Source organism: Neisseria sp. HMSC70E02, assembly GCF_001838645.1.
GTDB lineage: Bacteria > Pseudomonadota > Gammaproteobacteria > Burkholderiales > Neisseriaceae > Neisseria > Neisseria macacae.
This window is the reverse complement of sequence record NZ_KV838082.1, coordinates 100,930-126,363: the sequence shown is the minus strand read 5'-3', so window position 1 is coordinate 126,363 and position 25,434 is coordinate 100,930. Positions and strand designations below refer to the sequence as shown.

The following is a 25,434-nucleotide window of genomic DNA, read 5'->3' as shown; positions in this document are numbered from 1 at the left end:
TTAAATATTCAGGCTGTTCCCGCCATCCCGACTATCTCCGTTACTAAATGAATTTTCAGACGACTTCTAAATAAACAGAGGTCGTCTGAAAAGCTCTTCGCTTTTCGTTCCGACAAAAACCGTTTTAAAACCGACCGCGCTTCGATGTGCGGTTTTTTGTTGTCTGTGTTTTGTTTGTTTTCGGTTTCAGACGACCTTGTTTTCTAAACGGCATTGGGGTCGTCTGAAAAATAGGGAAAACGGGGAGGCGGTTGTCGCGGGATGGGGAGGGATTCAATTTGTTGGAGTGGGGGCGGGGAGTAGGGTAGGGATGGATGGGTAAAGAGGGGTATTCGGTGCGTATGGCAGTTAAACGGGGATGGGCTGTTGCTGAAGTGAAAGTTGGCAGGCATCAAAAAAGGTCGTCTGAAAATGTTCAGACGACCTTTTGCAGGGTATTCAAGCTAGGATTTATTTATCGCGGCTGAATACGATTTTGGTTGCTTGGATGGCTACGCAGATTGCACCGCCGATGAAGATCAAGTCGGCTGCTGTGCGTACCCAGCGCAGGGTGTCGAGGATTTCCATTTGCAGGAATTCTTCGCTACGGGCATACCACAGACCATGAGTGATGGAGGCGTATGCTTGAATGGCGCCGACAGGCAGCAGGCTGATGGCGATCATGCCGACCAAGCCGCCGTTGAGCAGCCAGAAGCCCCAAGTCATGAGTTTGTCGTCGAATTTTGCGTTTGGTTTCAGGTAGCGGGCAACCAGCAAGACGAAGCCCAGTGCCAAGAAGCCGTACACACCGAACAAGGCTGCGTGTGCGTGAACCGCGGTAGTGTTCAGACCTTGGATGTAGAACAGGGAAATCGGCGGGTTAATCAGGAAGCCGAATACGCCGGCACCGATCATGTTCCAGAAGGCAACTGCTACGAAGCACATCAGCGGCCAACGCAGGCGTTTCGCCCATTCGGACAGGTGTTGGTAAGACCAGTGTTCGTAAGCTTCACGACCCAGCAATACCAGCGGTACGACTTCCAATGCGGAGAAGCAGGCACCGATTGCCATAGAGGCGGAGGTAGAACCGGAGAAGTACAGGTGGTGCAGCGTACCCGGGATACCGCCCAACATGAAGATGGCGGCGGCGGCCAGAGTGGATGCGGTAGCGGTACTGCGGCGGACGAAGCCCATGTTGTAGAAGATGAAGGCAAAAGCTGCGGTAGCGAATACTTCGAAGAAGCCTTCTACCCACAGGTGAACCACCCACCAGCGCCAGTATTCCATAACGGCAATCGGGGATTTTTCGCCGTAGAACAGACCGGGCGCGTAGAACACGCCGACACCGACCATAGAGGCAACGAAGATTGCCAGCAGGTTTTTGTCCACGCCTTTTTCTTTAAAGGCGGAAACGGTACAGCGCAGCATCAGGAACAGCCACAACAGCAGGCCGACCATCAGCAGGAGTTGCCAGAAACGGCCCAAGTCGAGGTATTCGTAACCTTGGTGTCCGAACCAGAAGTTGAATTCAGGCGGAATGACGTGGGTCAGGGCGAAGAAGTTACCTGCGTAAGAACCGCCGACTACGATGAACAGGGCGATGTACAGGAAGTTTACGCCGGCGCGTTGGAACTTGGGATCTTTGCCGCCGTTAACAATCGGGGCCAGGAACAGACCTGCTGTCAGGAAGCCGGTTGCAATCCAGAAGATGGCGGATTGGATGTGCCAAGTACGGGTCAATGCGTAAGGGAACCAGTCGGACATTTCGAAGCCGAGTGCTTCGTCGATGCCGTAGAAGCCTTGACCTTCGACGGTGTAGTGCGCGGTCAGGCCGCCCAGCAACACTTGTACCACAAACAGGGCGACTGTCAGGAAGACGTATTTGCCCAATGCTTTTTGGGAAGGAGTCAGCTGTACTTTGGAAATCGGGTCTTCAGTCGGAACTTCTACTTCTTCGTGTTTGGTCAGGAAGGAGTAACCCCACATCAGCAGGCCGATACCCATCAAGAGCAGGACAACGCTGGTGAACGACCACATGTAGTTTTCAGTAGTCGGCACGTTGTTGATCAGAGGCTCGTGCGGCCAGTTGTTGGTGTAGGTGAAAGTTTCGTCAGGACGGTTGGTCGAGGCAGACCATGAAGTCCAGAAGAAGAAGTTGAACAGTTTTTCACGCGCTTCTTTGCTTGGCAATGTGTTGTTTTTCATTGCGAAGTGTTCGCGGGTCGTCTGAAGGGCGGGATCGTCGCTGTATACGCCGTGGTAGTAAGGCAGGATGCTCTCAATGGCTTTGACACGGGTATCGCTGATAACGACGCTGCCGTCTTCTTTAATACGGCTTTGGTTGCGGTATTCGTCGGTAAGGCGGGTTTTCAGTACGGCTTGTTCTTCAGGAGAAACTTCGTTGAATTTTTTGCCGTAAGTCTCTTGCGCAGTCAAATCCAACCATGCGACAAGCTCGCGGTGCAGCCAGTCGGCTGTCCAGTCCGGAGCTTGGTATGCGCCGTGTCCCAATACGGAACCGACTTCCATACCGCCGGTGGTTTGCCAGGCTGACTGACCTGCCAAAATATCGTCTTTGGTCATCAGCTGAGTGCCTGATGCCGAAACGACTCTCTCAGGGTAAGGCGGGGCTTTTTTATAAACCTCGCTGCCCATGTAGCCAAGAATGGTAAAGCAGACTGCCAGGACGGCAAACAGCAAGTACCATAGCTTCTTGTACTGTCCCATTTCAGAACTCCTTATTTTGGTAAAAAGTGGTTGCTTATAAATTCATACTATATGAATGTTAAAGATTGTAGCACTCTTTTCAGGCAAAAGAAATATTCTCTTAACAACAATCTTTAAAAAACAGGTATATAGTCAATAATAATTCTTATTATCAAAAATACGATGACATTTTTGTAAAGAATTGGATAAAACATGTGAGCAATAATAGATGATTTGATGTAGTTTTATCTAATTATTAAGTATTAATTAGGTATTAAATTAGGTAGTAAAAGTTCATCTTTGATGAATTAATTGATTTAGGTCAAGATATAGCGGCAAAACCCCCTACATAATCCTACAAAAGTTCATAAGAGATGCTTTTCAGACGACCCAGAATAAGGCAGTTTGAAAGAGCCGAAAGCGGTATGCCGCGGACGACAAAGGTTGAAAAAATATACCCTGACCTTCTTAAAATAGTTATTAAAGGAAATGACAACTATGAAACGCCAAGCTTTAGCTGCAATCATTGCTTCAGTTTTTGCTTTAGCCGCCTGTGGTGAGCAAGCTGCCCAAAAACCTGCCGAGCAAACCGCTTCCGCTTCCGCTCCTGCAGCTTCCGAGGCTCCTGCTTCCGGTGCTCAAGCTGCTGCCGAAACCCCCGCTGCCGAGCTGCCTGTTATCGACGCGGTAACTACCCACGCTCCTGAAGTTCCGCCTGCCATCGACCGCGACCATCCTGCACGTGTCCGCGTGAAAATGGAAACCGTCGAAAAAACCATGAAAATGGACGATGGCGTGGAATACCACTATTGGACATTTAACGGCGACGTTCCGGGCCGCATGATCCGCGTACGCGAAGGCGATACCGTGGAAGTCGAATTCTCTAACAACCCGTCTTCTACCGTACCGCACAACGTTGACTTCCACGCTGCTACCGGTCCAGGCGGTGGTGCAGAAGCCAGCTTCACTGCCCCGGGCCGTACTTCTACATTCAGCTTCAAAGCCCTGCAACCCGGTCTGTACATCTACCACTGTGCCGTTGCCCCTGTCGGTATGCACATCGCCAACGGTATGTACGGTCTGATCTTGGTTGAACCTAAAGAAGGTCTGCCTAAAGTGGACAAAGAGTTCTACATCGTACAAGGCGACTTCTACACCAAAGGTAAAAAAGGTGCGCAAGGCCTGCAACCGTTCGATATGGACAAAGCCATCGCCGAACAACCTGAATACGTTGTATTTAACGGTCACGTAGGCGCTATCGCCGGCGACAACGCCCTGAAAGCCAAAGCAGGCGAAACCGTCCGTATGTACGTTGGTAACGGTGGTCCGAACCTCGTTTCTTCCTTCCACGTTATCGGTGAGATCTTCGACAAAGTTTACGTAGAAGGCGGCAAACTGATCAACGAAAACGTACAAAGTACTCTGATCCCTGCCGGTGGCGCAGCGATTATCGAATTTAAAGCCGATATTCCGGGCAGCTATACTGTGGTTGACCACTCTCTCTTCCGTGCGTTCAACAAAGGCGCGTTGGGTCAATTGAAAGTAGAGGGCGCAGAGAACCCTGAAATCATGACCAAAAAACTGGAAGACAAAGCCTATGCAGGTAGCGGTGCCGCTTCAGCTCCTGCCGCTTCTGCTCCAGCTGCTTCAGCAGCAGCGCCTGCTTCCGCAGCATCTGCAGGTAAATAAAGGCTACAACTAATCTAGCCATCTTGGCATAGAAACAGAAAAAAGCCACTGCTGTTCCGGCTGATGCAAGGACAACAGTGGCTTTCTTCCACGACCAATCGAAAGATTGGTTTTTCAGACGACCTATCAAGTATCGAAGGTCGTCTGAAAAACTGGTTTCAAGCATTCACGAACCCGACAAGCCAAAAGCACAATAATCAGACGGCCTCTAAGGATTTTTATCCGGTTTCGCTATATAATCAAAGCCTAATACCCCGCATTCAGATTAGAAAGCCCGTTATGAAACTCATACCACTCCTCGCCTTCTTTACCCTTGTCGCAAGCGGCAGTGCAGCGGCAGCCGAAATGGCAAAAGTTGAAGGAGGCAGCTACCGCCCGCTCTATCTGAAGAAAGAAACAAGCCTCATTAAAGTCAAACCCTTCCAAATCGACAAATATCCCGTTACCAATGCCGAATTTGCAGAGTTTGTCAAAAAACACCCGCAGTGGCAAAAAGGCAAAGTCAGCTCCAAACAAGCCGAACCTGCCTACCTCAAACACTGGGTTAAAACCGGCAGCAACAGCTACGCGCCCAAACCCAACGAACTGAAACATCCGGTAACCAACGTATCTTGGTTTGCCGCCAATGCCTACTGCACTGCGCAAGGCAAACGCCTGCCGACCATAGACCAATGGGAATTTGCCGGACTTGCTTCCGCCACACAGAAAAACGGTTCTGCCGAACCCGGCTACAACCGTACCATTCTTGACTGGTATGCAGACGGCGGCAGAAACGGCTTGCGCGATGTCGGCAAAAGCAAACCCAACTACTGGGGCATTTACGATATGCACGGCTTGATTTGGGAATGGACGGAAGACTTCAACAGCAGCCTGCTCTCGTCTGGCAATGCCGATACGCAAATGTTTTGCAGCGGCGCATCCGTAGGCTCCAGCGACCCATCGAATTACGCCGCCTTCCTGCGCTACGGCATACGCACCAGCCTGCAATCCAAATACGTCCTGCACAACCTAGGCTTCCGCTGCGCCTCGAAATAACCGGTTTCATCACCAAAGCAGCTTTGGCGGTACTGAAAGGTATCGCCTTTTTTTTGCCGATATAAAAGGTCGTCTGAAAACATTCCGTTTCTCCGAAACCGTGTTTTCAGACGACCTTTTTAGATGATTGGGTTCTATCGATCTGAATGGGTTGCGTACGTTTTATAGTGGATTAACTTTAAACCAGTACGGCGTTACCTCGCCTTGCCGTACTATCTGTACTGTCTGCGGCTTCGGCGCCTTGTCCTGATTTAAAGTTAATCCACTATATAAACCTTGCTTATCATTTTCTTCAGATGATTCAAATCAAATATTAATTACATATAATTAATAATATTATAATAATACCATACAATATAACTAATTCTAAATAGTTAAATATAATTATTTGGGATTAGTTAGTATTGTTAAAAATTCAAAAATGGAGAATGAAAAGATGAAACTAAACTTATCCGTCAAACCGCTGTGTTTGGTGTTGTCCCTTGTTTTTGCAAATGTTTGTGTTGCTGAAGGTATTGCGACAGGAGCGATGCACAAAAACGGTTCTGCCGCATTGGGCAAAGAATCGAAGGCGGGGGAGAATGCGACCGCGTTGGGCGACAAAGCGGCTGCGGCGGGTTATAAGTCTGTTGCTGCCGGCTATGATTCAAACGCTTCGGGTTTGAGTGCGTCGGCATTTGGCAGCGAGGCTAAGGCGGAAGCATTGCGGACGGTTGCCGTCGGTTTCAGGGCGAATGCAAAAGGAACCAACGATATTGCCGTCGGCGGCGCATCGAAGGCTTCCGGCGGACAGTCGGTGGCGGTCGGTTTGATGTCGCAGGCAACAGGTTTGCGTTCTATCGCGGTCGGCGAAAGCGCGAAGGCTGCCGATATTGATGCGGTTGCGTTTGGACGGGGCAGCGAAGCCAATGCACTCAGTTCCACTGCTGTCGGGGATAGGGCAAAAGCCAACGGTACGCAGGCGGTTGCGCTGGCATCTGCTGCCGAGGCAAACGGTTATCAAGCGGTTGCAGTCGGTACGCGCGCGGTTGCCGAAGAAACCAACAGCGTGGCATTGGGCGTGGAATCTTCGTCCACCGCACTCAACGGTCTTGCCGCAGGCACGCGCGCACGGGTACGGAAATCGGGTGGAACGGCTTTGGGCGCAGGTGCTGCCGCATTTGAGGAAAAATCCGCTGCTTTGGGCTACAAAGCGGAAGCGCGTCAGCAAAACTCCGTGGCAATCGGTACGGACAGCGTTGCCGATACTGCGGCAGGCGTTGCAGGCCATGACTTTGCCACCGGCGCGGCAAGTACGGAAACGGGTAAGGCATGGGTATCGACTTTGGGCGCGGTATCTGTCGGCAGCGAACAAAACAGCCGCCAGATTACTAATGTTGCTGCGGGTAAGGAGGATACGGATGCGGTCAACGTTGCCCAAGTGAAAAGCCTTGCCCGCCAAACCCAAAACAGCCTTGCCGCAGCCGAGAGCAATCACCAGACCCAAATTGCCGCTTTGCGCAACGAAGCCAAAGTCCGTATGGACAAACTTGAAGAGCGCGCCGATTCAGGCTCCGCCGCTGCAATCGCAGTCGGCAGCCTCGGACAGGCATATCAGCCGGGACAAGGTGCGGTTTCCGTCGCAAGCGGTATCTGGCGCGGTAAAAGCGGTTACGCCGTAGGTATTTCCAAAGTATCCGCCAGCGGCAAATGGCTGGTTAAAGGCTCGGCAGTCGGCGCGGCGAAAGGCGGTGCGGGCGGCGGTGCCAGCGTAACCTACCTCTGGTAATCGTTGTTAGGTGTATCTCCGAAAGGTCGTCTGAAAACATTCCGTTTCTCCGAAACCATGTTTTCAGACGACCCCGTTCTTGATAATTCCCTATTTGTCCCAATTCTGTCGATGTTATTAATTTTCGATAGAGCAAAATGAATCCCAAATACGCCCCGCTTTTTCAACCTTTTACACTGAATAACGGCGTAACCGTCAAAAACCGCCTTGCCGTTGCGCCCATGACTCATTTCGGTTCGCACGCCGACGGTTTAATCAGCGACCAAGAGCGCATATTTCTCGGCAACCGTGCAGGTGATATAGGTCTCTTTATCTCCGCCGCCACTTTGGTTCAAGACGGCGGCAAGGCCTTTCGAGGACAGCCTGAAGCTACGGGCGAACACTGCCTCGACAGCCTGAAAGAAACCGCCCAAATCATTCAAAAACAAGGAGCGAAAGCGATTTTGCAAATCCATCACGGCGGCTCTAAAGCGATGGCGGAACTCAACCGCCGCGACAAAATCAGCGCGTCCGCCAGCAAAGAAGAAGGTGCGCGTGAAGCGAGTGCCGCAGAAGTGGAAGAACTTATCGCCTCCTTCGCCCAAGCTGCCGATTTGGCGATTCGCGCAGGCTTTGACGGCGTGGAAATCCACGGCGCGAACGGCTATTTAATCCAACAGTTTTACTCCGCCCAAAGCAACCGCCGCAGCGACCAATGGGGCGGCAGCTTGGAAAACAGAATGTGCTTCCCGCTCGCCGTCGTCGATGCCGTTGTCGCCGTCCGCGACAAACACCAACGCAACGACTTCATCATCGGCTACCGTTTCTCGCCCGAAGAAGCAGGCGAAGACGGGCTGACCATGACCGAAACCGGCGCACTGATTGATGCGCTGGTGCAAAAGCCGCTGCAATACCTGCATGTTTCCTTGTGGGAATTTGATAAGAAAATCCGCCGCGGCGGCGATACGGCGCAAACCCGTATGCAGTTTATCCACGACCGCATCAACGGCAAGCTGCCCCTTATCGGCGTGGGCAACCTGTTTACCGCCGACGATATTCTGGCGGCGTTTGAAACCGGCTGGGCGGAATTTATCGCATTGGGCAAAACCGTCATGATCAATCCGCACATCGCCACACAAATCAGTGAAGGCCGCGAAGCCGAAATCGAAACGCAACTCGACCCGAAGCGCGCCGACCATTACGGCTTCCCCGACATCCTGTGGGAATTTTCCGCCAGCGGTACGCAATCGTGGCTGCCACCGGTAAAAGGCGCGGACTGGAAGCCGGTAGATGCCTGATTGACTGTAACGACAGCTTAAAACGGCAAAGATCACGTTTGCTGGTTTGATGAGGTCGTCTGAAAAGGTTGCGGCATACGAATAACCTTTTTGCTATGACTGAGAGGTCGTCTGAAAAATCAAATACGAGATTTCAGACGACCTTTTTATTGTTTTGCTTCAAGGAAATGACGGTTGATGTACCAGTCGGCTTGTGGTGCTGATGAACATGTTTTATCGGGCGAGGGGGGGATTAAACAACATAGTCTTGCCGTTGTTTAGCCTATGGGTCGTCTGAAACGGGAAAAGGCAATGCGTGTGATGAGATGGTTTGGTGGATGTGGTTTTAAAAGTGTTGTTATATGTCATATATTATTTTGATTTAAATCAGGCGGTTGAAAAAAAGGAGAGGTTTTTTTAACTTGCGGTTTGGGTACTTTGTCATATATATGTTTTAATTCATGCTTTGAGTTGTAATGCTGTTATTTATAATCACTTGAAAACCTGCGGTTGTTTGTAATATAACTAAATTATTGTTTTTTATATTTTTTGACTTTGTGGGCAATGATGCAGATTGTCTTTGGCAGGGTTGGCGTAAGGAGTAAAAAATGCATGTTGTCGTTCTTCCATCGTGGTATCCGAAATCCGAAACGGATGTGGACGGGATTTTCTTCCGTTTGCAAGCTCAGGCTTTGCAGCGCAAAGGCTTGAAAGTTGGGGTCATTGCACCTTTGTTCCGCTCGTTGCGGACGGAGTGGAAAAGTATTTTGACCGGACCTTATGGAATGCGGCATCACCGGCAGGGCGGTTTGAATACTTATGTTTACGACAGCATGTATTTTTTCCCGCATTGCCCTGTCGTCGATATCGACCGTATCCGTTGGGTAAGGGCGGGGATGAAGGCTTTTAAGCGGTATGTGGCAGAAAACGGCAAACCTGATGTCCTCCATGCGCATACGATGAATTTCGGCGGCGTTTTGGCACATGAAATTTCTAAGAAATACGGTATTCCTTATGTGATTACCGAACACAGCAGCGCGATTGCCCGCAACCTGGTCCGTCCGAACCAATGGCCCAGTATGAAAGAATCCGCCCGACATTGTCAGGCGCGTTTTGCGGTCAGTAAGGATTTTTGTGCATTGCTGCGCGAGAAATACGGTTTGGATTGGGAATATCTGCCGAATATTTTGGGCGATAACTTTGCGCGTCCGTTCGAGCCTTTCGATAAGTCCCATCAGGATTTCACGTTTTGCTCCGTTTCCCACTTGCGCCATCTGAAAGGGCATGACTTATTGCTTCCCGCCTTTGCCAAGGCTTTGGAAAAGTATCCCTTCCTCAAACTCAAAATCGGCGGCAATGGCGCGGAGGCGGAAAATCTGCGCCGCTTGGTCGACGAATTGGACATCGGTCATGCCGTCACCTTTTTGGGCGCGTTGAAGACGGAAGAGGTCTTGGACTTGATGCGCCATAGCAATGCTTTTGTACTCGCCAGCCGTGTGGAAACGTTCGGCGTAGTGTTTATCGAAGCGCTGTCACAAGGCTTGCCGGTCATTGCGACAATGTGCGGCGGACCTCAGTCGATAGTTAATGAGGATAATGGTTATCTGATTCCGACTGAAAATATAGAGGCATTGAGCGAGGCGTTGATTCGGATGTATGAAGAACGCGAGAAATTTTCGGCGGAAAAATTGCGTGCGGATTGTTTGAACGAGTTTGGCAAAGATGCCGTGATTGGAAGGCTGATTCAAGCGTTTGAAAAAGTGACCGGCAAATCGGCAGAAGTATGAAGCGTTTAATTGGTATGTGAAAAGTATGAGGCTTGCAGTCAGGCTTAAAGTTTGGCGCAAGCCTTTATTGTTTGCGGAAATGATTCATTTTTGATTAAAATTATCCTATTTGACTATAAGATTAAACTTTCAGCGGGTAGAACAAGATTTATGTCATTTTAAATACGGAAATATTAAGGAATCCCTCATGAAAATCAAACTTTCAGCCTTCGTCTTGTCACTTGCTGTTTGTACGCATGCCAATGCGCTGACTATGCGTCCGGTCGAGCATACTTGTCCGATAGGCGGTGAAAAATTCACATCGGATATGTTAATGTCGGGGGTTTCGGTAGATGTTAAGACTGATTTGGAGCCGTTAGGCGCGATTATGGCACCTACACCTATTCCTATTTGTCCGAGTAATCAGTTTGTTATGTTTAAAGATGATTTTACACAACAAGAATTGGATAAATATGAAAAAATCATCCAGAGCAAAGCCTATCTCAAGCAGGTGGCTGAAAAGGCTTCCGCGCAAAGGTTGTTAGGGGTGATGCTGGAGCTGGCGGGCGAAAACCAAAATACGGAACAAATGGCATGGATATTTTTGCAGGCCAGTTGGCTGGGCAGCCAGCGGCAAGATCTGGAAAAAGTCCTGCATTATGCTGATTTAAATTTGAAAGATGGCAACCAGCATATTGAAAAACTGACCACTATGAAGTTTGTGCGCGGAGAAATGTTGCGCAAGTTGGGGCGGTTTGATGAGGCGAAAAAGCAGTTCGAAGAATTATCAAAAGAGCCGACGGTAAAAGCTTCCGAGTATTTGCAAAAGCTGACGGAACTGGAGTTGGAACTGACGGCAGAAAAAGACATCTATTCGCATCCGGTAAGACAAACCTTGCGTTTACGAGGAAAAATAAAAGACGAGTCATCACAGTTGTAAGATTTGGCTGCCGTATGTGGCAAAATGCAGCAAAAAGGTCGTCTGAAACCTGATTTGGGTTTCAGACGACCTTTTGCTTTAGGGCTTACAGTTTATTTTGCTGCGGAAGCACCGGCGTTTGCAGCGGAAGCTGCGGTAGCACTTGCTGCCGAAGCAGTAGAAGCGGCTTCGGCTTTCGCACCGGCTGCTGCGTTTTCACCCCAGGCGGCAGGGTATTTGTAACCTGCGAAGCGTTGGCGCGCGTAGGCTTTGAACTCGTCGGAGTTGTAGGCTTCGGTTACGTCTTTGAGCCATTGGCTGTCTTTGTCGGCGGTTTTGACGGCTGCCCAGTTGACGTAGGCGAAGCTCGGTTCTTGGAACAGGGCTTCGGTCAGCTTCATGCCGCTGCTCATGGCGTAGTTGCCGTTAACGATGGCGAAATCGACGTCGGCGCGGCTGCGCGGCAGTTGTGCGGCTTCAAGCTCTATGATTTTGATGTTTTTCGGATTTTCGGCGATGTCGGCTTTGGAAGCAGTCAGCGGATTAACACCGTCTTTCAACTTAACCCAGCCCAATTCGTTCAACATGACCAGCGCGCGGGCGAAGTTGGACGGGTCGTTAGGCGCGGAAACACTGCTGCCGTCTTTGACTTCGTCCAGCGATTTCAGTTTGCCCGGATACAGGCCCAAAGGAGCGGTCGGTACTTGGAAGGCTTCGGTGATGTCTAATTTGTGTTCTTTTTTGAAGTCGTCCAGATAAGGCTTGTGTTGGAAAATATTGATGTCCAGTTCGCCTTCTGCCAAAGCGAGGTTGGGGCGGACGTAGTCGGCGAATTCAAGCAGTTTGACGGTATAACCTTTTTTCTCCAGCGCAGGTTTGATTTGGTCTTTGACCATATCGCCGAAGTCGCCGACGGTCGTACCGAAGACGATTTCTTTTTTCGCGCCATTGTCGGCGGCAGGCGATGCGGCGGATGCGGCAGGTGTGCTGTCTTTTTGACCGCCGCAGGCTGCCAGTATCAAGGCGAGCGCGGCGGCGGAAAGGGTTTTGAAGAAGGTGTTTGTCTGCATGTTTTACTCCTGGTAAGTGTTAAGTCGATTTTTCAGACGGCCTCTGCCGTCGGGACAGTTGGGATTTTAAATCCATTTATGGGAAACGGGACGGTTTTTTATAGTGAGGTACAGGCCTTTGGCGGAACGGTAACACAGCCAAATCAATCCCGCTTTAAAAGTCAGGGCTGAGATGAGCTTGAGCCAATCCAACGAGGTGGCGAACGGAGAAATATCAAAGGCGGTATCGACACTTTCATACATTTCATCTGTTCCGTCGATTACGGCGTGTCCGTCCATTTCATCATCATAGTCTTCAGCCATCATGGCACTTTCATCCGGCTCGCTGATTTCGCCCATTTCATCGATGTCCATCGTGCCAATTGATCCGTTCATTTCCCCTATGGAAACCATATCGTCAAATGAAAGGATGCCCCAGATGGGGACAGGGGAGGCGATAAGGGACCATATCATAAAGACAGCCAATAGCCCGACACACAATAAAATGAAGAAACCCATATCGTTACGCATCATTTTGCTGTTGTGCGCGTTGACGTCGGAGGGCGGGTGTTCTAATTTTTCCAAGATGACGAGTTGGGCAAGAAAGATGCCGATACTCAGCCCTATGTACCATATTTTCGGCATATGGTTCATGGGGCCGATAAAGTACCAAAGGATATTGCCGATATTGACTAAATAAACGGCAATTAGAATTTTTTTGGCAGATTTCATGTTGTATTTTTCACTCAAAAGGTCGTCTGAAAATGCATCAGGTGTATTTTCAGACGACCTTGTTTACGTTTGTGAGGTTTAACGTTTGTCCAATTTCCGCGCCAACGCGTTGCCGATGCTTTGAATCAGGATAACGAGCAGCACGAGGATGGCGACGATGAAGATGATGACTTCAGTTTGGTAGCGGTAGTAGCCGTAGCGGATGGCGAGGTCGCCCAAGCCGCCGCCGCCTATCATGCCCGCCGCCGCGCTGTATGAGAGCAGTCCGATGGCAAGGACGGTGATGCTGGAAACCATGCCCGCGCGCGCTTCGTTTAAGAGGACTTTGCGGACGATGGCAAGCGGCGAGGCGCCCATGGCGGTGGCGGCTTCAATCACGCCTTTGGGGACTTCGCGCAGGTTTTGTTCCACCAGTCGGGCGAAGTAAAACAGGCCGGACACGCTCAATACCAGCGAGGCGGCAATCGGGCCGATGGTGCTGCCGACGATGGCGCGGGTCGCGGGTATCATGGCAATCATCAGGATGACGAAGGGGAAGGCGCGCATCAGGTTGACTAAGTTGTCGAGCAGGAAATTCACCGGCTTGTTGTAATGAAGCTGGCGGTTGGAAGTCACGAAAAGCAAGACGCCCAAGAGTGTGCCGAAGATGACGGCAATCGTGGTGGACAACCCGACCATAACGAAGGTTTCGCCCAAGGCGCGGACGATTTCGTCTTTCATGCCGACGATGGTGGAAACGGCTTGTTCGAATGTTAAGTCTGCCATATCAGTCCTCCCGAATCAGCTCGCGCCCGATTTCGGATTGGGCGTGGATTTGGTTGCCGCGTACTTCGATGATTTCCACCACTTTTCCTTTATCCAAAAGAGCGGCGCGGTCGCACAGGCGGCGGATGACGCTCATTTCGTGGGTTACGATGACGATGGTAACGTTGAAGCGTTTGTTGATGTCTTCCAAACATTCCAAGACGCTGCGCGTGGTGGCGGGGTCGAGGGCGGAAGTGGGTTCGTCGGCGAGGATGACTTGGGGTTTGGGCGCGAGCGCGCGGGCGATGCCGACGCGTTGTTTCTGCCCGCCTGAAAGCTGGGCGGGATAGTAGTCGGCGCGTTCGGTCAGGCCGACGATTTCAAGGCATTCTTTAACGCGTTCTTTGATTTTTTCAGACGGCCATCCGGCGATTTCCAAAGGAAAGGCAACATTATCGGCGACGGTGCGGTTGCTCAAAAGATTAAACTGCTGAAACACCATGCCGATATTCTGCCGCGCCTGACGCAATGCGGCGGCATCAAGCGCGGTCAGCTCTTGTCCGCACACATTGACCTTGCCGCTGTCGGGACGTTCCAACAGGTTAATCAGGCGCAACAGAGTAGATTTACCCGCGCCGGAATAGCCCATCAGGCCGAAGATTTCGCCGTCTTGGATTTCGAGGCTGGTCGGCTCGACGGCGGCAAAACGGGTTTTGTCGCGCGTTTGGTAATGTTTGGAAACGTTGTCCAAAATAATCATAAATACTTCCTGATACTTCCGGAAAAAAAAGAAGCCCGATGCTGTACACAACGGGCTTGGATATAAAGAAAGGAATAAAAACAGCAGAAAATGAAAATACGCTTTAGCTGTTTATGCCCGCAAGCTGTGTCAAATCGGCAATGTTAACTCAGATACGACTATAATCAAAATCGGTAACTTTGTCAAGTTTTGATATGATTTGTAATTTTAAAATAATAAATTGTCAGTTTATTTGCCGAAAAGCTCCGCCACCATGCGGGCTTCTTCCTCGGTATAAGCCGCGCCGTTGAGCTTCGCGGTCAGGATAAATTCGCCGCTTAACCCTTGTTTGGCACAGGTTTCGCGCCAGCCTTGCAGCCGTTCTTCGTCGCTGGCTTTACGTTTCAGACGACCTATGGTCTGAGCCGCCTGTTTGGTTTGTTCGTTCATACAGTTCCTTAACAAAAGGCAAAAGGTCGTCTGAAAATTTTCAGACGACCTCATGATTATTTGATGACCCGCGCCAACAAGGCTTTTTCTTTACCCTGCATATTCGGGATTTTGACTTGGATGCCGTTGCCCGGGGCGACTTCGACGGCTGCGCCTTTGCGGGTCATTTGTTCCAGCGTGACGGTTTGGTTGCCTTCGGGGTGGATGATTTCCAAAGTGTCGCCGACGGCGAAGCGGTTTTTGACTTCCACCGTTGCCCAGCCTTCGGCGTCGATTTCGGTAACGTGGCCGACGTATTGGCTTTGTTTGGCGGTGGAATGGCCGCTGAGGTAGTTTTGATAGTCTTGGGTTTGGTGGCGTTCGAGGAAGCCGCTGGTGTAGCCGCGGTTGGCGAGGCCTTCGAGTTCGCTCAACAAGCCATAGTCAAACGGACGGCCTGCGACGGCGTCGTCAATCGCTTTGCGGTAGGACTGGGCGACGCGGGCGACGTAGTAGAGCGACTTGGTGCGGCCTTCGACTTTGAGGCTGTCCACGCCGATTTTGGCGAGTTTTTCAACGACTTCGATACCGCGCAGGTCTTTGGAATTCATGATGTAGGTGCCGTGTTCGTCTTCCATAATCGGCATCATTTCGCCTGGGCGGTTGGACTCTTCAATCAGGAAAACTTTGTCGGCGTAGGGGTGGCGTTTCTGACCGTTGATGCCTTCGAAGTTTTGGTTGGCTTCTTCTTGGGCTTTTTCAAAGTTGAAACCTTGCAGAAGCTGGGCGTCGCCCGCATCGCTTTCAGTGGCGTTGTGGACTTTGTAGTCCCAGCGGCAGGAGTTGGTGCAGGTACCTTGGTTGGGGTCGCGGTGGTTGAAATAGCCCGACAATAGGCAACGGCCTGAATAGGCGATGCACAATGCGCCGTGGATGAAGACTTCGAGTTCGATGTCGGGGCATTCTTGGCGGATTTCGGCGATTTCTTCCATGCTCAATTCGCGCGACAGGATGATGCGTTCGACGCCGATATTTTGCCAGAATTTCACGCCCCAGTAGTTGGTGGTGTTCGCCTGTACGGACAGGTGGATCGGCATTTCCGGCCATTTTTCGCGCACGGTCATAATCAAACCCGGATCCGCCATAATCAGCGCGTCAGGCTTCATGGCAATCAGCGGCTCCATGTCGGCGACGAAGGTTTTGAGTTTGGAATTGTGCGGCAGTGTGTTGACGGTCAAAAAGAATTTTTTGTTGCGCTCGTGCGCTTCTTTAATGCCTTGCTCAAGGACGTCGAGTTTGGCAAATTCGTTGTTGCGGGCGCGCAGGGAGTAACGCGGGCTGCCGGCATAAACGGCGTCTGCGCCGTAGTCGTAGGCGGCGCGCATACGTTCGAGGCCGCCGGCGGGAAGGAGGAGTCGGGTGCTTTCATGTTTGTGCTTTATAAAAGGTTTCAGACGACCTTTTGAATCACGGGGAAAGGTCGTCTGAAAAGGTGTTTTAAGGATGGGCGGATTATCCGCTTTTTTGTCGGGACGGTCAATTTTACGGCGGCATATCGGGATTGTTTGGCGTTGTTTTTTCAGAGGAAAACAGGTTTCGGAGTGATAATAAGCTGATAGGCGCGACGGGCGGGGAAATGTAAAAAACGGACGGCAACCCGATTAATTTAACAAAAAGGCATTCAAAGAATGTATTTTCTTGTAAAATATCGAGTTTCATTTTTCCAATGTTCGGGAATCGGGCGGCTGCCGCAAACCGTTTCCCGGAGTTTTAGACAGGCGGACGAGTATGGATTTTCGGTTTGACATTATTTACGAATACCGCTGGATGTTTTTCTACGGCGCGCTGACTACGCTGGGCTTGACCGTAGTGGCGACGGCAGGCGGCTCCGTATTGGGTCTGCTGCTCGCGCTGGCGCGCCTGATTCATCTGGAAAAAGCGGGTGCGCCCATGCGTGCGCTGGCTTGGGTTTTGCGTAAGGTTTCGCTGCTGTATGTAACGCTGTTCCGTGGTACGCCGCTGTTTGTGCAGATTGTGATTTGGTCTTACGTCTGGTTCCCGTTTTTCGTCCATCCTACCGACGGTTTGCTGATCAACGGCGACGAGGCGGTGGAAATCCGACGCTCTTACGGCGCGCTGATTGCCGGTTCGCTTGCCTTGATTGCCAACTCCGGCGCGTATATCTGCGAGATTTTCCGCGCGGGCATCCAGTCCATCGACCGCGGTCAGATGGAAGCGGCGCGTTCGCTGGGTCTGACTTATCCGCAGGCTATGCGCTATGTGATTCTCCCGCAGGCGTTGCGCCGTATGCTGCCGCCGCTTGCCAGCGAATTTATTACGCTTTTGAAAGACAGCTCGCTGTTGTCCGTTATCGCCGTGGCGGAGCTGGCTTATGTGCAAAGTACGATTAGCGGCCGCTATTCCGTTTATGAAGAACCGCTCTATACCGTCGCGCTGATTTATCTCTTGATGACGACTTTCTTGGGCTGGGTGTTCCTGCGCTTGGAAAACCGCTACAACCCGCAGCATCGTTGATTTCCGAATAAGCCGATTGTTTTCGGCTAGGGCAATGTCAAAAGGTCGTCTGAAAACTGATTCGGGTTTTCAGACGACCTTTTATAGTGGATTAACTTTAAACCAGTACGGCGTTGCCGCGCCTTGTCCTGATTTAAATTTAATCCACTATAGTTTTTGGGGCTTACAGACCGAATAGGGCGGTGTCGCCTTTGCCCTGGCGGATGAGTTCCGTACCATCGGTCATGTCGATGACGGTGGTCGGCTCGGTACCGCACCAGCCGCCGTCAATGACCAAATCGACGCTGTGTTCGAGGCGGTCGCGGATTTCGTAAGGGTCGGTCAGCGGCTCGTCGTCTTCAGGCAGCATCAGGGTACAACTGAGCAGCGGCTCGCCCAATTCCTGCAACAGGCTCAGGGCGATGGTATTGTCGGGCACGCGCAGGCCTATGGTTTTGCGTTTCGGGTGCAGCGTGCGGTTGGGGACTTCTTTGGTCGCTTGCAGGATGAAGGTGTAGCTGCCGGGGGTGGCGGCTTTGAGCTGGCGGAATTGGGCGTTGTCGACTTTGGCGTAAGTGCCCAATTCGCTCAAATCGGCGCACATGAGGGTCAGGTGGTGTTTCAAGTCGATTTTGCGGATGGCGAGGATGCGTTCCATCGCGGCTTTGTCGCCGAGTTTGCAGCCGAGCGCGTAGCAGGAGTCGGTGGGGTACACGATGACTCCGCCGCTGCGGACGATGTCGGCGGCCTGTTTGATCAGGCGTTCCTGCGGGTTGTCGGGGTGGATGGCGAAGAATTGTGCCATGGTGGTTTTCCTTTTGGCAGTTTGTGTTGCGGATATTTTAAAACCGATGGTTTGAAATGACAAAAGGTCGTCTGAAAATACGGTTTCGGAACGGAAACTGCGTTTTCATACGACCTTGTGTTGTGGATACGAATCAGGGTTCGGGACGCAGCCACATCCAGACGGCGACGCAGCCGCAGCCCAATGTGGACGCCGCGCCTATCCACCATTTTTCGGGAAAGCGCCAAAACATGAAGATGCAGGATAGGCTCATCATGCTGATGGCGAAGATTTTGGCTTTGCGCGGGACGGCGCCGTTGTTTTCCCAGTTTTGTATCATGGGGCCGAAATAGCGGTGTTGGTGCAGCCAGCGGTGGAAGCGGGGCGAGGCTCTTGCCCAGCAGGCGGCGGCAAGGATGATGAAGGGGGTGGTGGGCATAATCGGCAGAAAAATGCCGATGATGCCTAAGAGAAAGGAAACTGCGCCGCAAAAGATGAGTAAGTAGCGAATCATGTTGTTTTGTTGGAAATCTTATTCGGATGCTTTGGTTTTGCCGTGATCAAACGGGCAGCGGGGAATATCGAGCTTGTCCCAGCCTTCGTGTCCCATTTTTTCGAGCAGGGCGATGTTGCGCTCGAAAATGGCGGAGGCGTCGGGGAAGGCTTGTGCGGCTTTGGCAATGCTGTCTTCGCGGATGAGGTGCAGGGTGGGGTAGGGTGAGCGGTTGGTGTAGTTGCCGATGTCGTCTGAATCCGTGCCTTCAAATTGGAAATCGGGATGAAACGGGGCGATTTGGATAATACCTTCCAAACCGTTGTCGACAACGGCGGCATCGGCAATGTCGAGCATTTGGTTGAAGGTGTCGAAGTCGGGAAAAAGGGTCGGGTGGACAAGCAGGGTGGTTTCCAGCTCGTCGGCGGGCGTGTCACCCAAAAGCTGCAATTCGCGGTCTAAGTCTTCGAGGAAACCGTCCAGATGGCGGGCTTGGCTGACGCTGATGCGCACGAGGTTTTTGACGTGCGGCGCTTTGGCGAAGGGGCAGAGATTGAGTCCGATGACGGCTTTTTCGAGCCATTGGCGGGTGTGGTCGGTTACGGTGGCGGAGTCAGGGGTAGTCATGCGGGAATTAGGATTTGATTTAATTAAAAATAGTTCTCAAGTATAGCATGAAATTCTCTGCTCTCAGGATATCGCCGTTAGGATGGAAAAAGGTCGTCTGAAAATGAAAACGCTGAGAAATACAGGGTTTTCGTTTTCAGACGACCTTTGCGTTTTGCCTTTAATCGGGGATGAGGTGTCCCAGCGGCAGGGCGGTTGTGTTTTTGATTTCTTTCAACACGAAGCTAGACTGCGCGTCTTGTACGCCGTGGTGAGACAGGAGCGTGTCCAAAACGAAATGGGAAAATGAGTTCATATCGGTAAAAAACGCATGGAGCAGGTAGTCGGTTTCGCCGGTGAGGGCGAAGCAGCTCAATACTTCGGGCCATTCTTGCACCGATTGCGCAAAGTCTTCGCGCGCATCTTTTGCCTTGCTGATGGAAACGCGGATAAACGCCTGCAAGCCCAAATGGACGGCTGCGGGGGAGAGCAGGGCGGCATATTGGCGGATGATGCCCGCGTCTTCCAATTGCTTCAGGCGGCGCAGGCAGGGGGAGGGGGAAAGCGCGATCCGCTCGGATAATTCGACATTGGTCAATCTGCCGTTTTCTTGTAGGACTTGTAAGATTTTAAGGTCGGTTTTATCCAAGGTTATCGGTGTCATTTAGTTTGCTCCCTGTTGCTGTATAAGGTGGAAATTAGTCGGATAGCGTTCGTGTGAACGTTCAGATTGACCAGTTAGGCAGAGTATATAACAAATAACATTTACTTAACATACAATCAACCAATGAAAAAGTATTTTTGAAAATAATCTGTGTTAAAAAGTATGGATGCAAACAAATTGATTTAATTTCATATCTGCAAACAGGCTTTAGCCAATTTGGGCAAAACGAATGGCAGCCATATAAAAGACGGCTTGCCCAAACCGCCTTTTCAAGCCATAATCGGGGCATGTGCAGGAGAGAGCTACATCAGGTTACATGTAGCCGCCGAAGGCGCAGATGCCCTTAAATCGCTCAGGCAACAGGGACTGCACATTGAAATAAAACATCTGGAGAGCGGTGCGCTCGCACCCACCGAAGGGGAGAAGGCCGTCTGAACCACCATTCAGACAACTGCGCAAAGCAGTGAGCAGACTGGTTTGCCATCAAGCGGGTATGCCGAAAATCTCAGGTTCAAGGACAGATAGGGTCTTCCGCGCTGCTTATGTGCGGACGGCATCTGAACAATAAATCCGGAGAAGCTGAGAATGACTGCCCTGAAAACCACCCCGTTCCACCAAGCCCATCAAGATGCAGGCGCGAAGCTGGTCGATTTTGCCGGCTGGGAGCTGCCCATCCATTATGGTTCGCAAATCGCCGAACACGAAGCTGTGCGCACCGACGCAGGTATGTTCGACGTATCCCACATGCTCGTTACCGATGTCGCCGGAGCGAACGCCAAAGCCTTTTTCCGCAAACTGATTGCCAACGACGTTGCCAAACTCGCCTTCGTCGGCAAAGCCCTTTATTCCGCGCTGCTCAACGACAACGGTGGTGTGATTGACGACTTGATCGTTTACCGCACCAACGAAGCTGAAACCCAATACCGCATCGTATCCAACGGCGCGACCCGCGAAAAAGACACCGCCCAGTTCCACAAAGTCGGACAAGAATTCGGCGTCGCCTTCAACCCTCGTTACGACCTCGGTATGCTTGCCGTGCAAGGTCCTAAAGCCATCGAAAAACTCCTGACCGTCAAACCCGAATGGGCGGATGTCATCCACAACCTGAAACCATTCCAAGGCGCGGATTTGGGCAACGACTGGTTCGTCGCCCGCACCGGCTACACCGGCGAAGACGGCGTCGAAGTCATCCTGCCCGGCACTGAAGCCGTCGCATTTTTCAAAGCCCTGCAACAAGCCGGCGTACAGCCCTGCGGCCTCGGCGCGCGCGACACCCTGCGCATGGAAGCCGGCATGAACCTCTACGGCAACGATATGGACGACGACACCAGCCCGCTCGAAGCAGGCATGGGCTGGACGGTTGATTTGAAAGACGAAAGACGCGATTTCGTCGGCAAAGCCGCCTTGTTGGCATTGAAAGAAAAAGGTGTTGCCGTCAAACAAGTCGGTTTGCTGCTCGACAAAGGCGGCATCCTGCGCGCGCATATGGAAGTGCTGACCGACAAAGGCAAAGGCGAAACCACCAGCGGCGTATTCTCGCCCAGCCTGAAACAATCCATCGCCATCGCCCGCGTTCCGAAAGATTTTGACGGCGATACCGCCAAAGTGCTGATGCGCGGCAAGGAAGTGGACGTACGCGTATTGAAGCTGCCGTTTGTACGCAACGGACAGAAACAGTTTGATTGATGCGGTTTCAGACGACCTTTGTTTGACAGAGGTCGTCTGAAAGCAAACGTAAAACAGCCTGTCGATCATATCCGAAGGCTTCACTCTTTAAGCCAAAAAACCAATGGAGAATCAAACCATGAGCAACAACATCCCAGCCGAACTGAAATACGTTGCCAGCCACGAATGGCTGCGCCTTGAAGACGACGGTACCATCACCGTCGGCATTACCCACCACGCGCAAGAGTTGTTGGGCGACATCGTGTTCGTCGAGCTGCCCGAAGTCGGCGCGAACCTTGCCGCCGAAGAACAAGCCGGTGTGGTTGAGTCTGTGAAAGCCGCGTCCGACGTGTACGCGCCGATTGCAGGCGAAGTCGTTGCCGTCAACGAAGATTTGCCCAGCGCGCCGGAAACCGCCAACAGCGACCCTTACGGCGCAGGCTGGTTCTTCAAAATTAAACCTGCCAATCCAGCCGACTACGACGGCTTGCTGACCGCCGAGCAATACGCGGGCGAAGTGGATTGATTTAAACTTGTGCGGCAGGCATTTTGCCGCGTTTCGATTTTGAAAGGTCGTCTGAAACCCCGTTTTAGGTTTTCAGACGACCTTTGTTGCGCTTGAACGATAGAACATGAATTACTGCGAATTTGTTGCCGCCCTCCCGAACGATACGGACAATCCGAACAAACATTACCATGATAAGCAATACGGTTTTCCGATTTCAGACGACAATGAATTGTTCGGACGGCTGGTGTTGGAAATCAATCAGGCGGGTTTGAGCTGGACGTTGATGCTGAAGAAGCAGCAGGCGTTTCGGGCTGCATTTAAAGATTTCGACATCGACGCTGTCGCCGCATTCGACGAAGCCGACATCGAACGCCTGCTTGCCGACGCAGGCATCGTCCGCAACCGCCTGAAAATCAATGCCGCTATTTACAACGCCCGACAAATCAAAAGATTGAAGCAGAAATACGGCTCGTTCAAACACTGGCTCGATACGAACCATCCGCTCGATAAAGCCGGGTGGGTGAAGCTGTTTAAAAAACATTTCAAATTTGTCGGCGGCGAAATTGTCGGCGAATTTTTAATGAGCACCGGCTACCTGCCCGGCGCGCATATTGAAAGCTGTCCGGTTTATCAAGAAGTTTTAGAATGCCGCCCGAAATGGGCAGAGGTCGTCTGAAAACGGGTTTGGGGCAACTTGCTTTGCCGGTTTCAAAAAATAGTGGAATTAACAAAAATCAGGACAAGGCGACGAAGCCGCTGACAGTACAGATAGTACGGAACCGATTCACTTGGTGCTTCAGCACCTTAGAGAATCGTTCTCTTTGAGCTAAGGAGAGGTAACGCCGTACTGGTTTAAAGTTAATCCACTATAACTATTTTCAGACGACCTTGAGGCAAACTTTGTCCTTTGAAATTCAGCTTTTCCATATTTTCTATGTCATAATCTTTTTAATCACGCCACAAGATAAATCATCAAACATAAAGAAAACAAAAAATGAACATGTTCAAACCATCCGCTTTAACACTTTTGATACTGTCCACTCTTCTGACTGCATGTTCCACCATGTCGGACAAAAAACTGCCGCCTGTCGAAGAAATCTTAAAACGTCCGCAGGCGGTAAAGCCACAGGTTGCGGTTGTTCCGACACCTGACAGGCGTAAGGGCGGCGTGTTGCCGGTGTTGTCCGTCATTAATGAAAAAGGCAGGGTTGATGGCGCAGTGTGCCGAGATCAGTCGGCAGGAAGCGCATTGTGCAAAGCTGCATTAACGCAGAAGCGTCCGAAGCGATATGAACCTGCTAAAACTTGCTCTAATCAAACCGATGCAAATGGCGAGGTGCAGAGCGTGTGTCAAAACGTTCCGTCTTATGCGGAACATATTTACTTGCTCTATGGGGAAAACGATAACTATAGAGGCGGGATGTACCGTCAGATGACCACCATACCCTATCCTCCGGCGGCGGAGGAAAATGGGGAAGAAGGTAGTGTTATATTGGGGGCCGTAGTTTCGCCTGAGGGCAAATTGGACAGCGTCAAGGTGGTGAAACGTTCGGGTTCCAACAGGTTGGATAATGCAGCAAGGAAAGGTGTAATGAGAAATATTTTTCTGCCTAGCGTAGAAAACGGAAAACCTGTTTGGTCACAGTTTAACATTCCAGTCAGCTTCCGGCTTGTAGATTAAGATGTACAAAATTAACGCGGCAGCTTCCGCAATATTTTAGAAAATCAGAAACAAAATATGCTCACACGAAGAACATTCCTTACTTACGCAAGCGTTTTGCTGCTTGCAGCTTGCGGCAGTAAATCCGGCAAGAAGCAGACGAAAATTGCCGCAGGCAGTACCGTACTGGCTTTGGGCGATTCGCTTACCTACGGCTACGGCGCAAATCCTGACGAATCCTATCCTGCGCAACTGCAAAAGCTGACCGGTTGGGACATCATCAATGGCGGTATTTCTGGCGATACCTCCGCACAAGCCCTGTCGCGCCTGCCCGCGCTGTTGCAACGCCAACCCAAGCTTGTGATTATCGGCATAGGCGGCAACGACTTCTTGCGTAAATTTCCCGAAGCCGAAACCCGTGCCAATATCGCCAAAATCATCGAAAGCGTGCAGAAGGAAAACATCCCCGCCGTCTTGGTGGGCGTACCGCACCTGAGTGTCGGCGCATTGTTCGGTCATTTGAGCGATCATCCGCTTTATCAGGAGCTTGCCGAACAATACAAAATTCCCTTGTTCGGCGGCGCATGGTCTGAGATTTTGAGTGATGAAAAGCTGAAATCCGACCAAATACACGCCAACGCGGCGGGGTATAGGATATTTGCGGAGAAGTTGGAGAAGTTTTTGCGGGAAGAGGGGTTTTTGTAGGAGTAAACAGCGATTTTACCCAGGCTTGTTGTTTTCAGACGACCTTTTAAAAAGAAAAGGGATATGAATCTTGTGGCGCGGGGGATAATTGTGGCGCGGGGGATAATTGTTTAGAGTAAATGCCATTTGCGTAGTTTACAAAGAAAGATTATGGAACATTCACCAGAAGAAGATTTCACCCCTTATCGGGCTTATACGCGCACCAATTTGATATGGGGGTGCCACTGTTTATCGTTGCTTTTTGGCTGATTTTGTTTCTTTCCCCTATTCCGAGAACAGATATTTCTAACTTACTGGGAGGGGTATTTTTATTTTTAATATTTACTTTTCCACTTTCTTTATTGGTTGTGGGACTGGTCTTGCTGACCTCTTGTATTCCCGGCTATTTTGTCGGTTATACTGCCGAGAAGTTGAATTTGAAATGCAATAGGAAAGATAAGATAAAGGCGGCGGGTTTGACGGCATTTTATTATTGGATTTTCTCCTCTTTCATCCTCGTTCAGATGATTTCGCAGGACTTTTCTTTTTCGGCATTCGGGCTGTTCAGCCTGTATGTGGCCATTGCTGGTGCATTGTCTTCTGTCATACCGTCATATATACTGCCTAAATGCTAAAAAAGAGGTTGTAAGACGCTGATGAAATGGTTGAATGTTTTAGGTATTTGGTTGATGGCTATTCCTGAGTTTGTGGCAATTCTTTATGTTGTCGCTTATATTAATGATTTTCTGAGCAGTAATAGCGGAAATTGCGGAGTCGGCTGCCTCGGGGATTTGGTTGTTTTCTTTGAGATTGCCTTTTTTGGCAGTATTTTAATCAGCTTGATTTGGACAGTGATTTTCCTGAGAAAGTATGATAAACGTGATGAGAACGCTGATTGAAGCTTTTCAGACGACCTTCCTAATGCACATCGTCTGAAAAACTAAATACCGCTCTTTTTCTACGTTCGTTTCTTACGCGCAAAAAAAATACCGGCAAAAGCCGGTATTTTTAAAATTTGGCGCGGCGGACGGGGCTCGAACCCGCG

At 50.8% G+C, this 25,434-nt stretch carries 25 protein-coding genes and 1 riboswitch; of the genes, 14 read left to right on the top strand and 11 right to left on the bottom strand.

The window, feature by feature from the left end; all coding sequences use genetic code 11:
* Nucleotides 1-450: 450 nt before the first annotated feature.
* Nucleotides 451-2,706, bottom strand: a complete 2,256-nt coding sequence (locus HMPREF3277_RS05610; protein ID WP_070870301.1) for a nitric-oxide reductase large subunit — start codon at nt 2,704-2,706, stop codon at nt 451-453.
* 477 nt (nt 2,707-3,183) lie between these two features.
* Here HMPREF3277_RS05610 and nirK point away from each other — a divergent pair, with 477 nt between their 5' ends.
* The 6 genes from nirK to HMPREF3277_RS05580 all read left to right on the top strand — a co-directional run bounded on the left by nirK (nt 3,184) and on the right by HMPREF3277_RS05580 (nt 11,139).
* Nucleotides 3,184-4,374, top strand: coding sequence for a copper-containing nitrite reductase (gene nirK / locus HMPREF3277_RS05605; protein WP_070870300.1), 1,191 nt, complete (start codon nt 3,184-3,186; stop codon nt 4,372-4,374).
* Nucleotides 4,375-4,653: 279 nt separating this feature from the next.
* Nucleotides 4,654-5,409: a formylglycine-generating enzyme family protein gene (locus tag HMPREF3277_RS05600; RefSeq protein WP_003777075.1), complete on the top strand. Its 756-nt coding sequence runs from the start codon at nt 4,654-4,656 to the stop codon at nt 5,407-5,409.
* 436 nt (nt 5,410-5,845) lie between these two features.
* Nucleotides 5,846-7,177: a YadA-like family protein gene (locus HMPREF3277_RS05595; protein ID WP_070870299.1), complete on the top strand. Its 1,332-nt coding sequence runs from the start codon at nt 5,846-5,848 to the stop codon at nt 7,175-7,177.
* A gap of 137 nt (nt 7,178-7,314) precedes the next feature.
* Complete coding sequence (locus tag HMPREF3277_RS05590) at nt 7,315-8,454, top strand: NADH-dependent flavin oxidoreductase (RefSeq protein ID WP_070870298.1); 1,140 nt, start codon at nt 7,315-7,317, stop codon at nt 8,452-8,454.
* Nucleotides 8,455-9,041: 587 nt separating this feature from the next.
* Nucleotides 9,042-10,220, top strand: a complete 1,179-nt coding sequence (locus HMPREF3277_RS05585; protein WP_070870297.1) for a glycosyltransferase — start codon at nt 9,042-9,044, stop codon at nt 10,218-10,220.
* Between the two features lie 187 nt (nt 10,221-10,407).
* Nucleotides 10,408-11,139, top strand: a complete 732-nt coding sequence (locus tag HMPREF3277_RS05580) for a hypothetical protein (RefSeq protein ID WP_070870296.1) — start codon at nt 10,408-10,410, stop codon at nt 11,137-11,139.
* A 92-nt stretch (nt 11,140-11,231) separates the two neighbouring features.
* Here the strand turns inward: HMPREF3277_RS05580 and HMPREF3277_RS05575 are convergent, their stop codons facing one another.
* From HMPREF3277_RS05575 to yegQ, 6 genes are all read right to left on the bottom strand, one after another.
* Nucleotides 11,232-12,188: a MetQ/NlpA family ABC transporter substrate-binding protein gene (locus tag HMPREF3277_RS05575; RefSeq protein ID WP_070870295.1), complete on the bottom strand. Its 957-nt coding sequence runs from the start codon at nt 12,186-12,188 to the stop codon at nt 11,232-11,234.
* A gap of 66 nt (nt 12,189-12,254) precedes the next feature.
* Nucleotides 12,255-12,899 carry a hypothetical protein gene (locus HMPREF3277_RS05570; protein WP_070870294.1) on the bottom strand — a complete coding sequence of 215 codons (645 nt, stop codon included), beginning with the start codon at nt 12,897-12,899 and terminating at the stop codon, nt 12,255-12,257.
* A gap of 78 nt (nt 12,900-12,977) precedes the next feature.
* Nucleotides 12,978-13,664 (bottom strand): methionine ABC transporter permease, encoded by a 687-nt coding sequence (locus HMPREF3277_RS05565; protein WP_003777092.1) that lies wholly within the window; start codon nt 13,662-13,664, stop codon nt 12,978-12,980.
* A gap of 1 nt (nt 13,665) precedes the next feature.
* Nucleotides 13,666-14,403, bottom strand: coding sequence for a methionine ABC transporter ATP-binding protein (locus HMPREF3277_RS05560; RefSeq protein WP_070870293.1), 738 nt, complete (start codon nt 14,401-14,403; stop codon nt 13,666-13,668).
* Nucleotides 14,404-14,631: 228 nt separating this feature from the next.
* Nucleotides 14,632-14,832: a hypothetical protein gene (locus HMPREF3277_RS05555; RefSeq protein ID WP_003759971.1), complete on the bottom strand. Its 201-nt coding sequence runs from the start codon at nt 14,830-14,832 to the stop codon at nt 14,632-14,634.
* A gap of 56 nt (nt 14,833-14,888) precedes the next feature.
* Entirely contained in the window at nt 14,889-16,253 is a 1,365-nt protein-coding gene (gene yegQ, locus HMPREF3277_RS05550) for a prephenate-dependent tRNA uridine(34) hydroxylase TrhP (protein WP_283127069.1), read from the bottom strand.
* A gap of 346 nt (nt 16,254-16,599) precedes the next feature.
* Between yegQ and HMPREF3277_RS05545 the strand changes: the two genes are divergently transcribed.
* Nucleotides 16,600-17,346, top strand: a complete 747-nt coding sequence (locus tag HMPREF3277_RS05545) for an amino acid ABC transporter permease (RefSeq protein WP_003759965.1) — start codon at nt 16,600-16,602, stop codon at nt 17,344-17,346.
* 163 nt (nt 17,347-17,509) lie between these two features.
* Here the strand turns inward: HMPREF3277_RS05545 and HMPREF3277_RS05540 are convergent, their stop codons facing one another.
* The 4 genes from HMPREF3277_RS05540 to HMPREF3277_RS05525 form a co-directional block, all read right to left on the bottom strand.
* Nucleotides 17,510-18,130 carry an L-threonylcarbamoyladenylate synthase gene (locus HMPREF3277_RS05540; RefSeq protein WP_003759961.1) on the bottom strand — a complete coding sequence of 207 codons (621 nt, stop codon included), beginning with the start codon at nt 18,128-18,130 and terminating at the stop codon, nt 17,510-17,512.
* 133 nt (nt 18,131-18,263) lie between these two features.
* Complete coding sequence (locus HMPREF3277_RS05535) at nt 18,264-18,623, bottom strand: YbaN family protein (protein WP_003777107.1); 360 nt, start codon at nt 18,621-18,623, stop codon at nt 18,264-18,266.
* 18 nt (nt 18,624-18,641) lie between these two features.
* Entirely contained in the window at nt 18,642-19,229 is a 588-nt protein-coding gene (locus tag HMPREF3277_RS05530) for a DUF1415 domain-containing protein (protein ID WP_070870291.1), read from the bottom strand.
* 160 nt (nt 19,230-19,389) lie between these two features.
* Nucleotides 19,390-19,872, bottom strand: coding sequence for an Lrp/AsnC family transcriptional regulator (locus tag HMPREF3277_RS05525; protein WP_003759951.1), 483 nt, complete (start codon nt 19,870-19,872; stop codon nt 19,390-19,392).
* A gap of 282 nt (nt 19,873-20,154) precedes the next feature.
* Nucleotides 20,155-20,251, top strand: a riboswitch (glycine riboswitch).
* Nucleotides 20,252-20,457: 206 nt separating this feature from the next.
* Between HMPREF3277_RS05525 and gcvT the strand changes: the two genes are divergently transcribed.
* From gcvT to HMPREF3277_RS05490, 7 genes are all read left to right on the top strand, one after another.
* Complete coding sequence (gcvT, locus tag HMPREF3277_RS05520; RefSeq protein WP_070870290.1) at nt 20,458-21,558, top strand: glycine cleavage system aminomethyltransferase GcvT; 1,101 nt, start codon at nt 20,458-20,460, stop codon at nt 21,556-21,558.
* Nucleotides 21,559-21,676: 118 nt separating this feature from the next.
* On the top strand, nt 21,677-22,063 hold the full coding sequence (gene gcvH, locus HMPREF3277_RS05515; protein ID WP_100066916.1) for a glycine cleavage system protein GcvH: 387 nt from the start codon (nt 21,677-21,679) through the stop codon (nt 22,061-22,063).
* 106 nt (nt 22,064-22,169) lie between these two features.
* A complete protein-coding gene (locus HMPREF3277_RS05510; RefSeq protein ID WP_070870289.1) occupies nt 22,170-22,721 on the top strand; it encodes a DNA-3-methyladenine glycosylase I in 552 nt (183 codons plus the stop codon).
* A gap of 318 nt (nt 22,722-23,039) precedes the next feature.
* Nucleotides 23,040-23,726 (top strand): energy transducer TonB, encoded by a 687-nt coding sequence (locus tag HMPREF3277_RS05505; protein ID WP_070870288.1) that lies wholly within the window; start codon nt 23,040-23,042, stop codon nt 23,724-23,726.
* Nucleotides 23,727-23,783: 57 nt separating this feature from the next.
* Nucleotides 23,784-24,410 (top strand): arylesterase, encoded by a 627-nt coding sequence (locus HMPREF3277_RS05500; RefSeq protein WP_070870287.1) that lies wholly within the window; start codon nt 23,784-23,786, stop codon nt 24,408-24,410.
* Nucleotides 24,411-24,622: 212 nt separating this feature from the next.
* On the top strand, nt 24,623-25,024 hold the full coding sequence (locus tag HMPREF3277_RS05495) for a hypothetical protein (protein ID WP_246830766.1): 402 nt from the start codon (nt 24,623-24,625) through the stop codon (nt 25,022-25,024).
* 21 nt (nt 25,025-25,045) lie between these two features.
* Nucleotides 25,046-25,288, top strand: a complete 243-nt coding sequence (locus HMPREF3277_RS05490; RefSeq protein ID WP_003759935.1) for a hypothetical protein — start codon at nt 25,046-25,048, stop codon at nt 25,286-25,288.
* The last annotated feature ends 146 nt before the right edge of the window (nt 25,289-25,434 follow it).

Bases quoted from the DNA above. Each gene is read 5' to 3' on its own strand.
- HMPREF3277_RS05610 (WP_070870301.1), bottom strand. From the start codon at position 2,706: ATGGGACAGTACAAGAAGCTATGGTACTTGCTGTTTGCCGTCCTGGCA.
- nirK (WP_070870300.1), top strand. From the start codon at position 3,184: ATGAAACGCCAAGCTTTAGCTGCAATCATTGCTTCAGTTTTTGCTTTA.
- HMPREF3277_RS05600 (WP_003777075.1), top strand. From the start codon at position 4,654: ATGAAACTCATACCACTCCTCGCCTTCTTTACCCTTGTCGCAAGCGGC.
- HMPREF3277_RS05595 (WP_070870299.1), top strand. From the start codon at position 5,846: ATGAAACTAAACTTATCCGTCAAACCGCTGTGTTTGGTGTTGTCCCTT.
- HMPREF3277_RS05590 (WP_070870298.1), top strand. From the start codon at position 7,315: ATGAATCCCAAATACGCCCCGCTTTTTCAACCTTTTACACTGAATAAC.
- HMPREF3277_RS05585 (WP_070870297.1), top strand. From the start codon at position 9,042: ATGCATGTTGTCGTTCTTCCATCGTGGTATCCGAAATCCGAAACGGAT.
- HMPREF3277_RS05580 (WP_070870296.1), top strand. From the start codon at position 10,408: ATGAAAATCAAACTTTCAGCCTTCGTCTTGTCACTTGCTGTTTGTACG.
- HMPREF3277_RS05575 (WP_070870295.1), bottom strand. From the start codon at position 12,188: ATGCAGACAAACACCTTCTTCAAAACCCTTTCCGCCGCCGCGCTCGCC.
- HMPREF3277_RS05570 (WP_070870294.1), bottom strand. From the start codon at position 12,899: ATGAAATCTGCCAAAAAAATTCTAATTGCCGTTTATTTAGTCAATATC.
- HMPREF3277_RS05565 (WP_003777092.1), bottom strand. From the start codon at position 13,664: ATGGCAGACTTAACATTCGAACAAGCCGTTTCCACCATCGTCGGCATG.
- HMPREF3277_RS05560 (WP_070870293.1), bottom strand. From the start codon at position 14,403: ATGATTATTTTGGACAACGTTTCCAAACATTACCAAACGCGCGACAAA.
- HMPREF3277_RS05555 (WP_003759971.1), bottom strand. From the start codon at position 14,832: ATGAACGAACAAACCAAACAGGCGGCTCAGACCATAGGTCGTCTGAAA.
- HMPREF3277_RS05545 (WP_003759965.1), top strand. From the start codon at position 16,600: ATGGATTTTCGGTTTGACATTATTTACGAATACCGCTGGATGTTTTTC.
- HMPREF3277_RS05540 (WP_003759961.1), bottom strand. From the start codon at position 18,130: ATGGCACAATTCTTCGCCATCCACCCCGACAACCCGCAGGAACGCCTG.
- HMPREF3277_RS05535 (WP_003777107.1), bottom strand. From the start codon at position 18,623: ATGATTCGCTACTTACTCATCTTTTGCGGCGCAGTTTCCTTTCTCTTA.
- HMPREF3277_RS05530 (WP_070870291.1), bottom strand. From the start codon at position 19,229: ATGACTACCCCTGACTCCGCCACCGTAACCGACCACACCCGCCAATGG.
- HMPREF3277_RS05525 (WP_003759951.1), bottom strand. From the start codon at position 19,872: ATGACACCGATAACCTTGGATAAAACCGACCTTAAAATCTTACAAGTC.
- gcvT (WP_070870290.1), top strand. From the start codon at position 20,458: ATGACTGCCCTGAAAACCACCCCGTTCCACCAAGCCCATCAAGATGCA.
- gcvH (WP_100066916.1), top strand. From the start codon at position 21,677: ATGAGCAACAACATCCCAGCCGAACTGAAATACGTTGCCAGCCACGAA.
- HMPREF3277_RS05510 (WP_070870289.1), top strand. From the start codon at position 22,170: ATGAATTACTGCGAATTTGTTGCCGCCCTCCCGAACGATACGGACAAT.
- HMPREF3277_RS05505 (WP_070870288.1), top strand. From the start codon at position 23,040: ATGAACATGTTCAAACCATCCGCTTTAACACTTTTGATACTGTCCACT.
- HMPREF3277_RS05500 (WP_070870287.1), top strand. From the start codon at position 23,784: ATGCTCACACGAAGAACATTCCTTACTTACGCAAGCGTTTTGCTGCTT.
- HMPREF3277_RS05495 (WP_246830766.1), top strand. From the start codon at position 24,623: ATGGGGGTGCCACTGTTTATCGTTGCTTTTTGGCTGATTTTGTTTCTT.
- HMPREF3277_RS05490 (WP_003759935.1), top strand. From the start codon at position 25,046: ATGAAATGGTTGAATGTTTTAGGTATTTGGTTGATGGCTATTCCTGAG.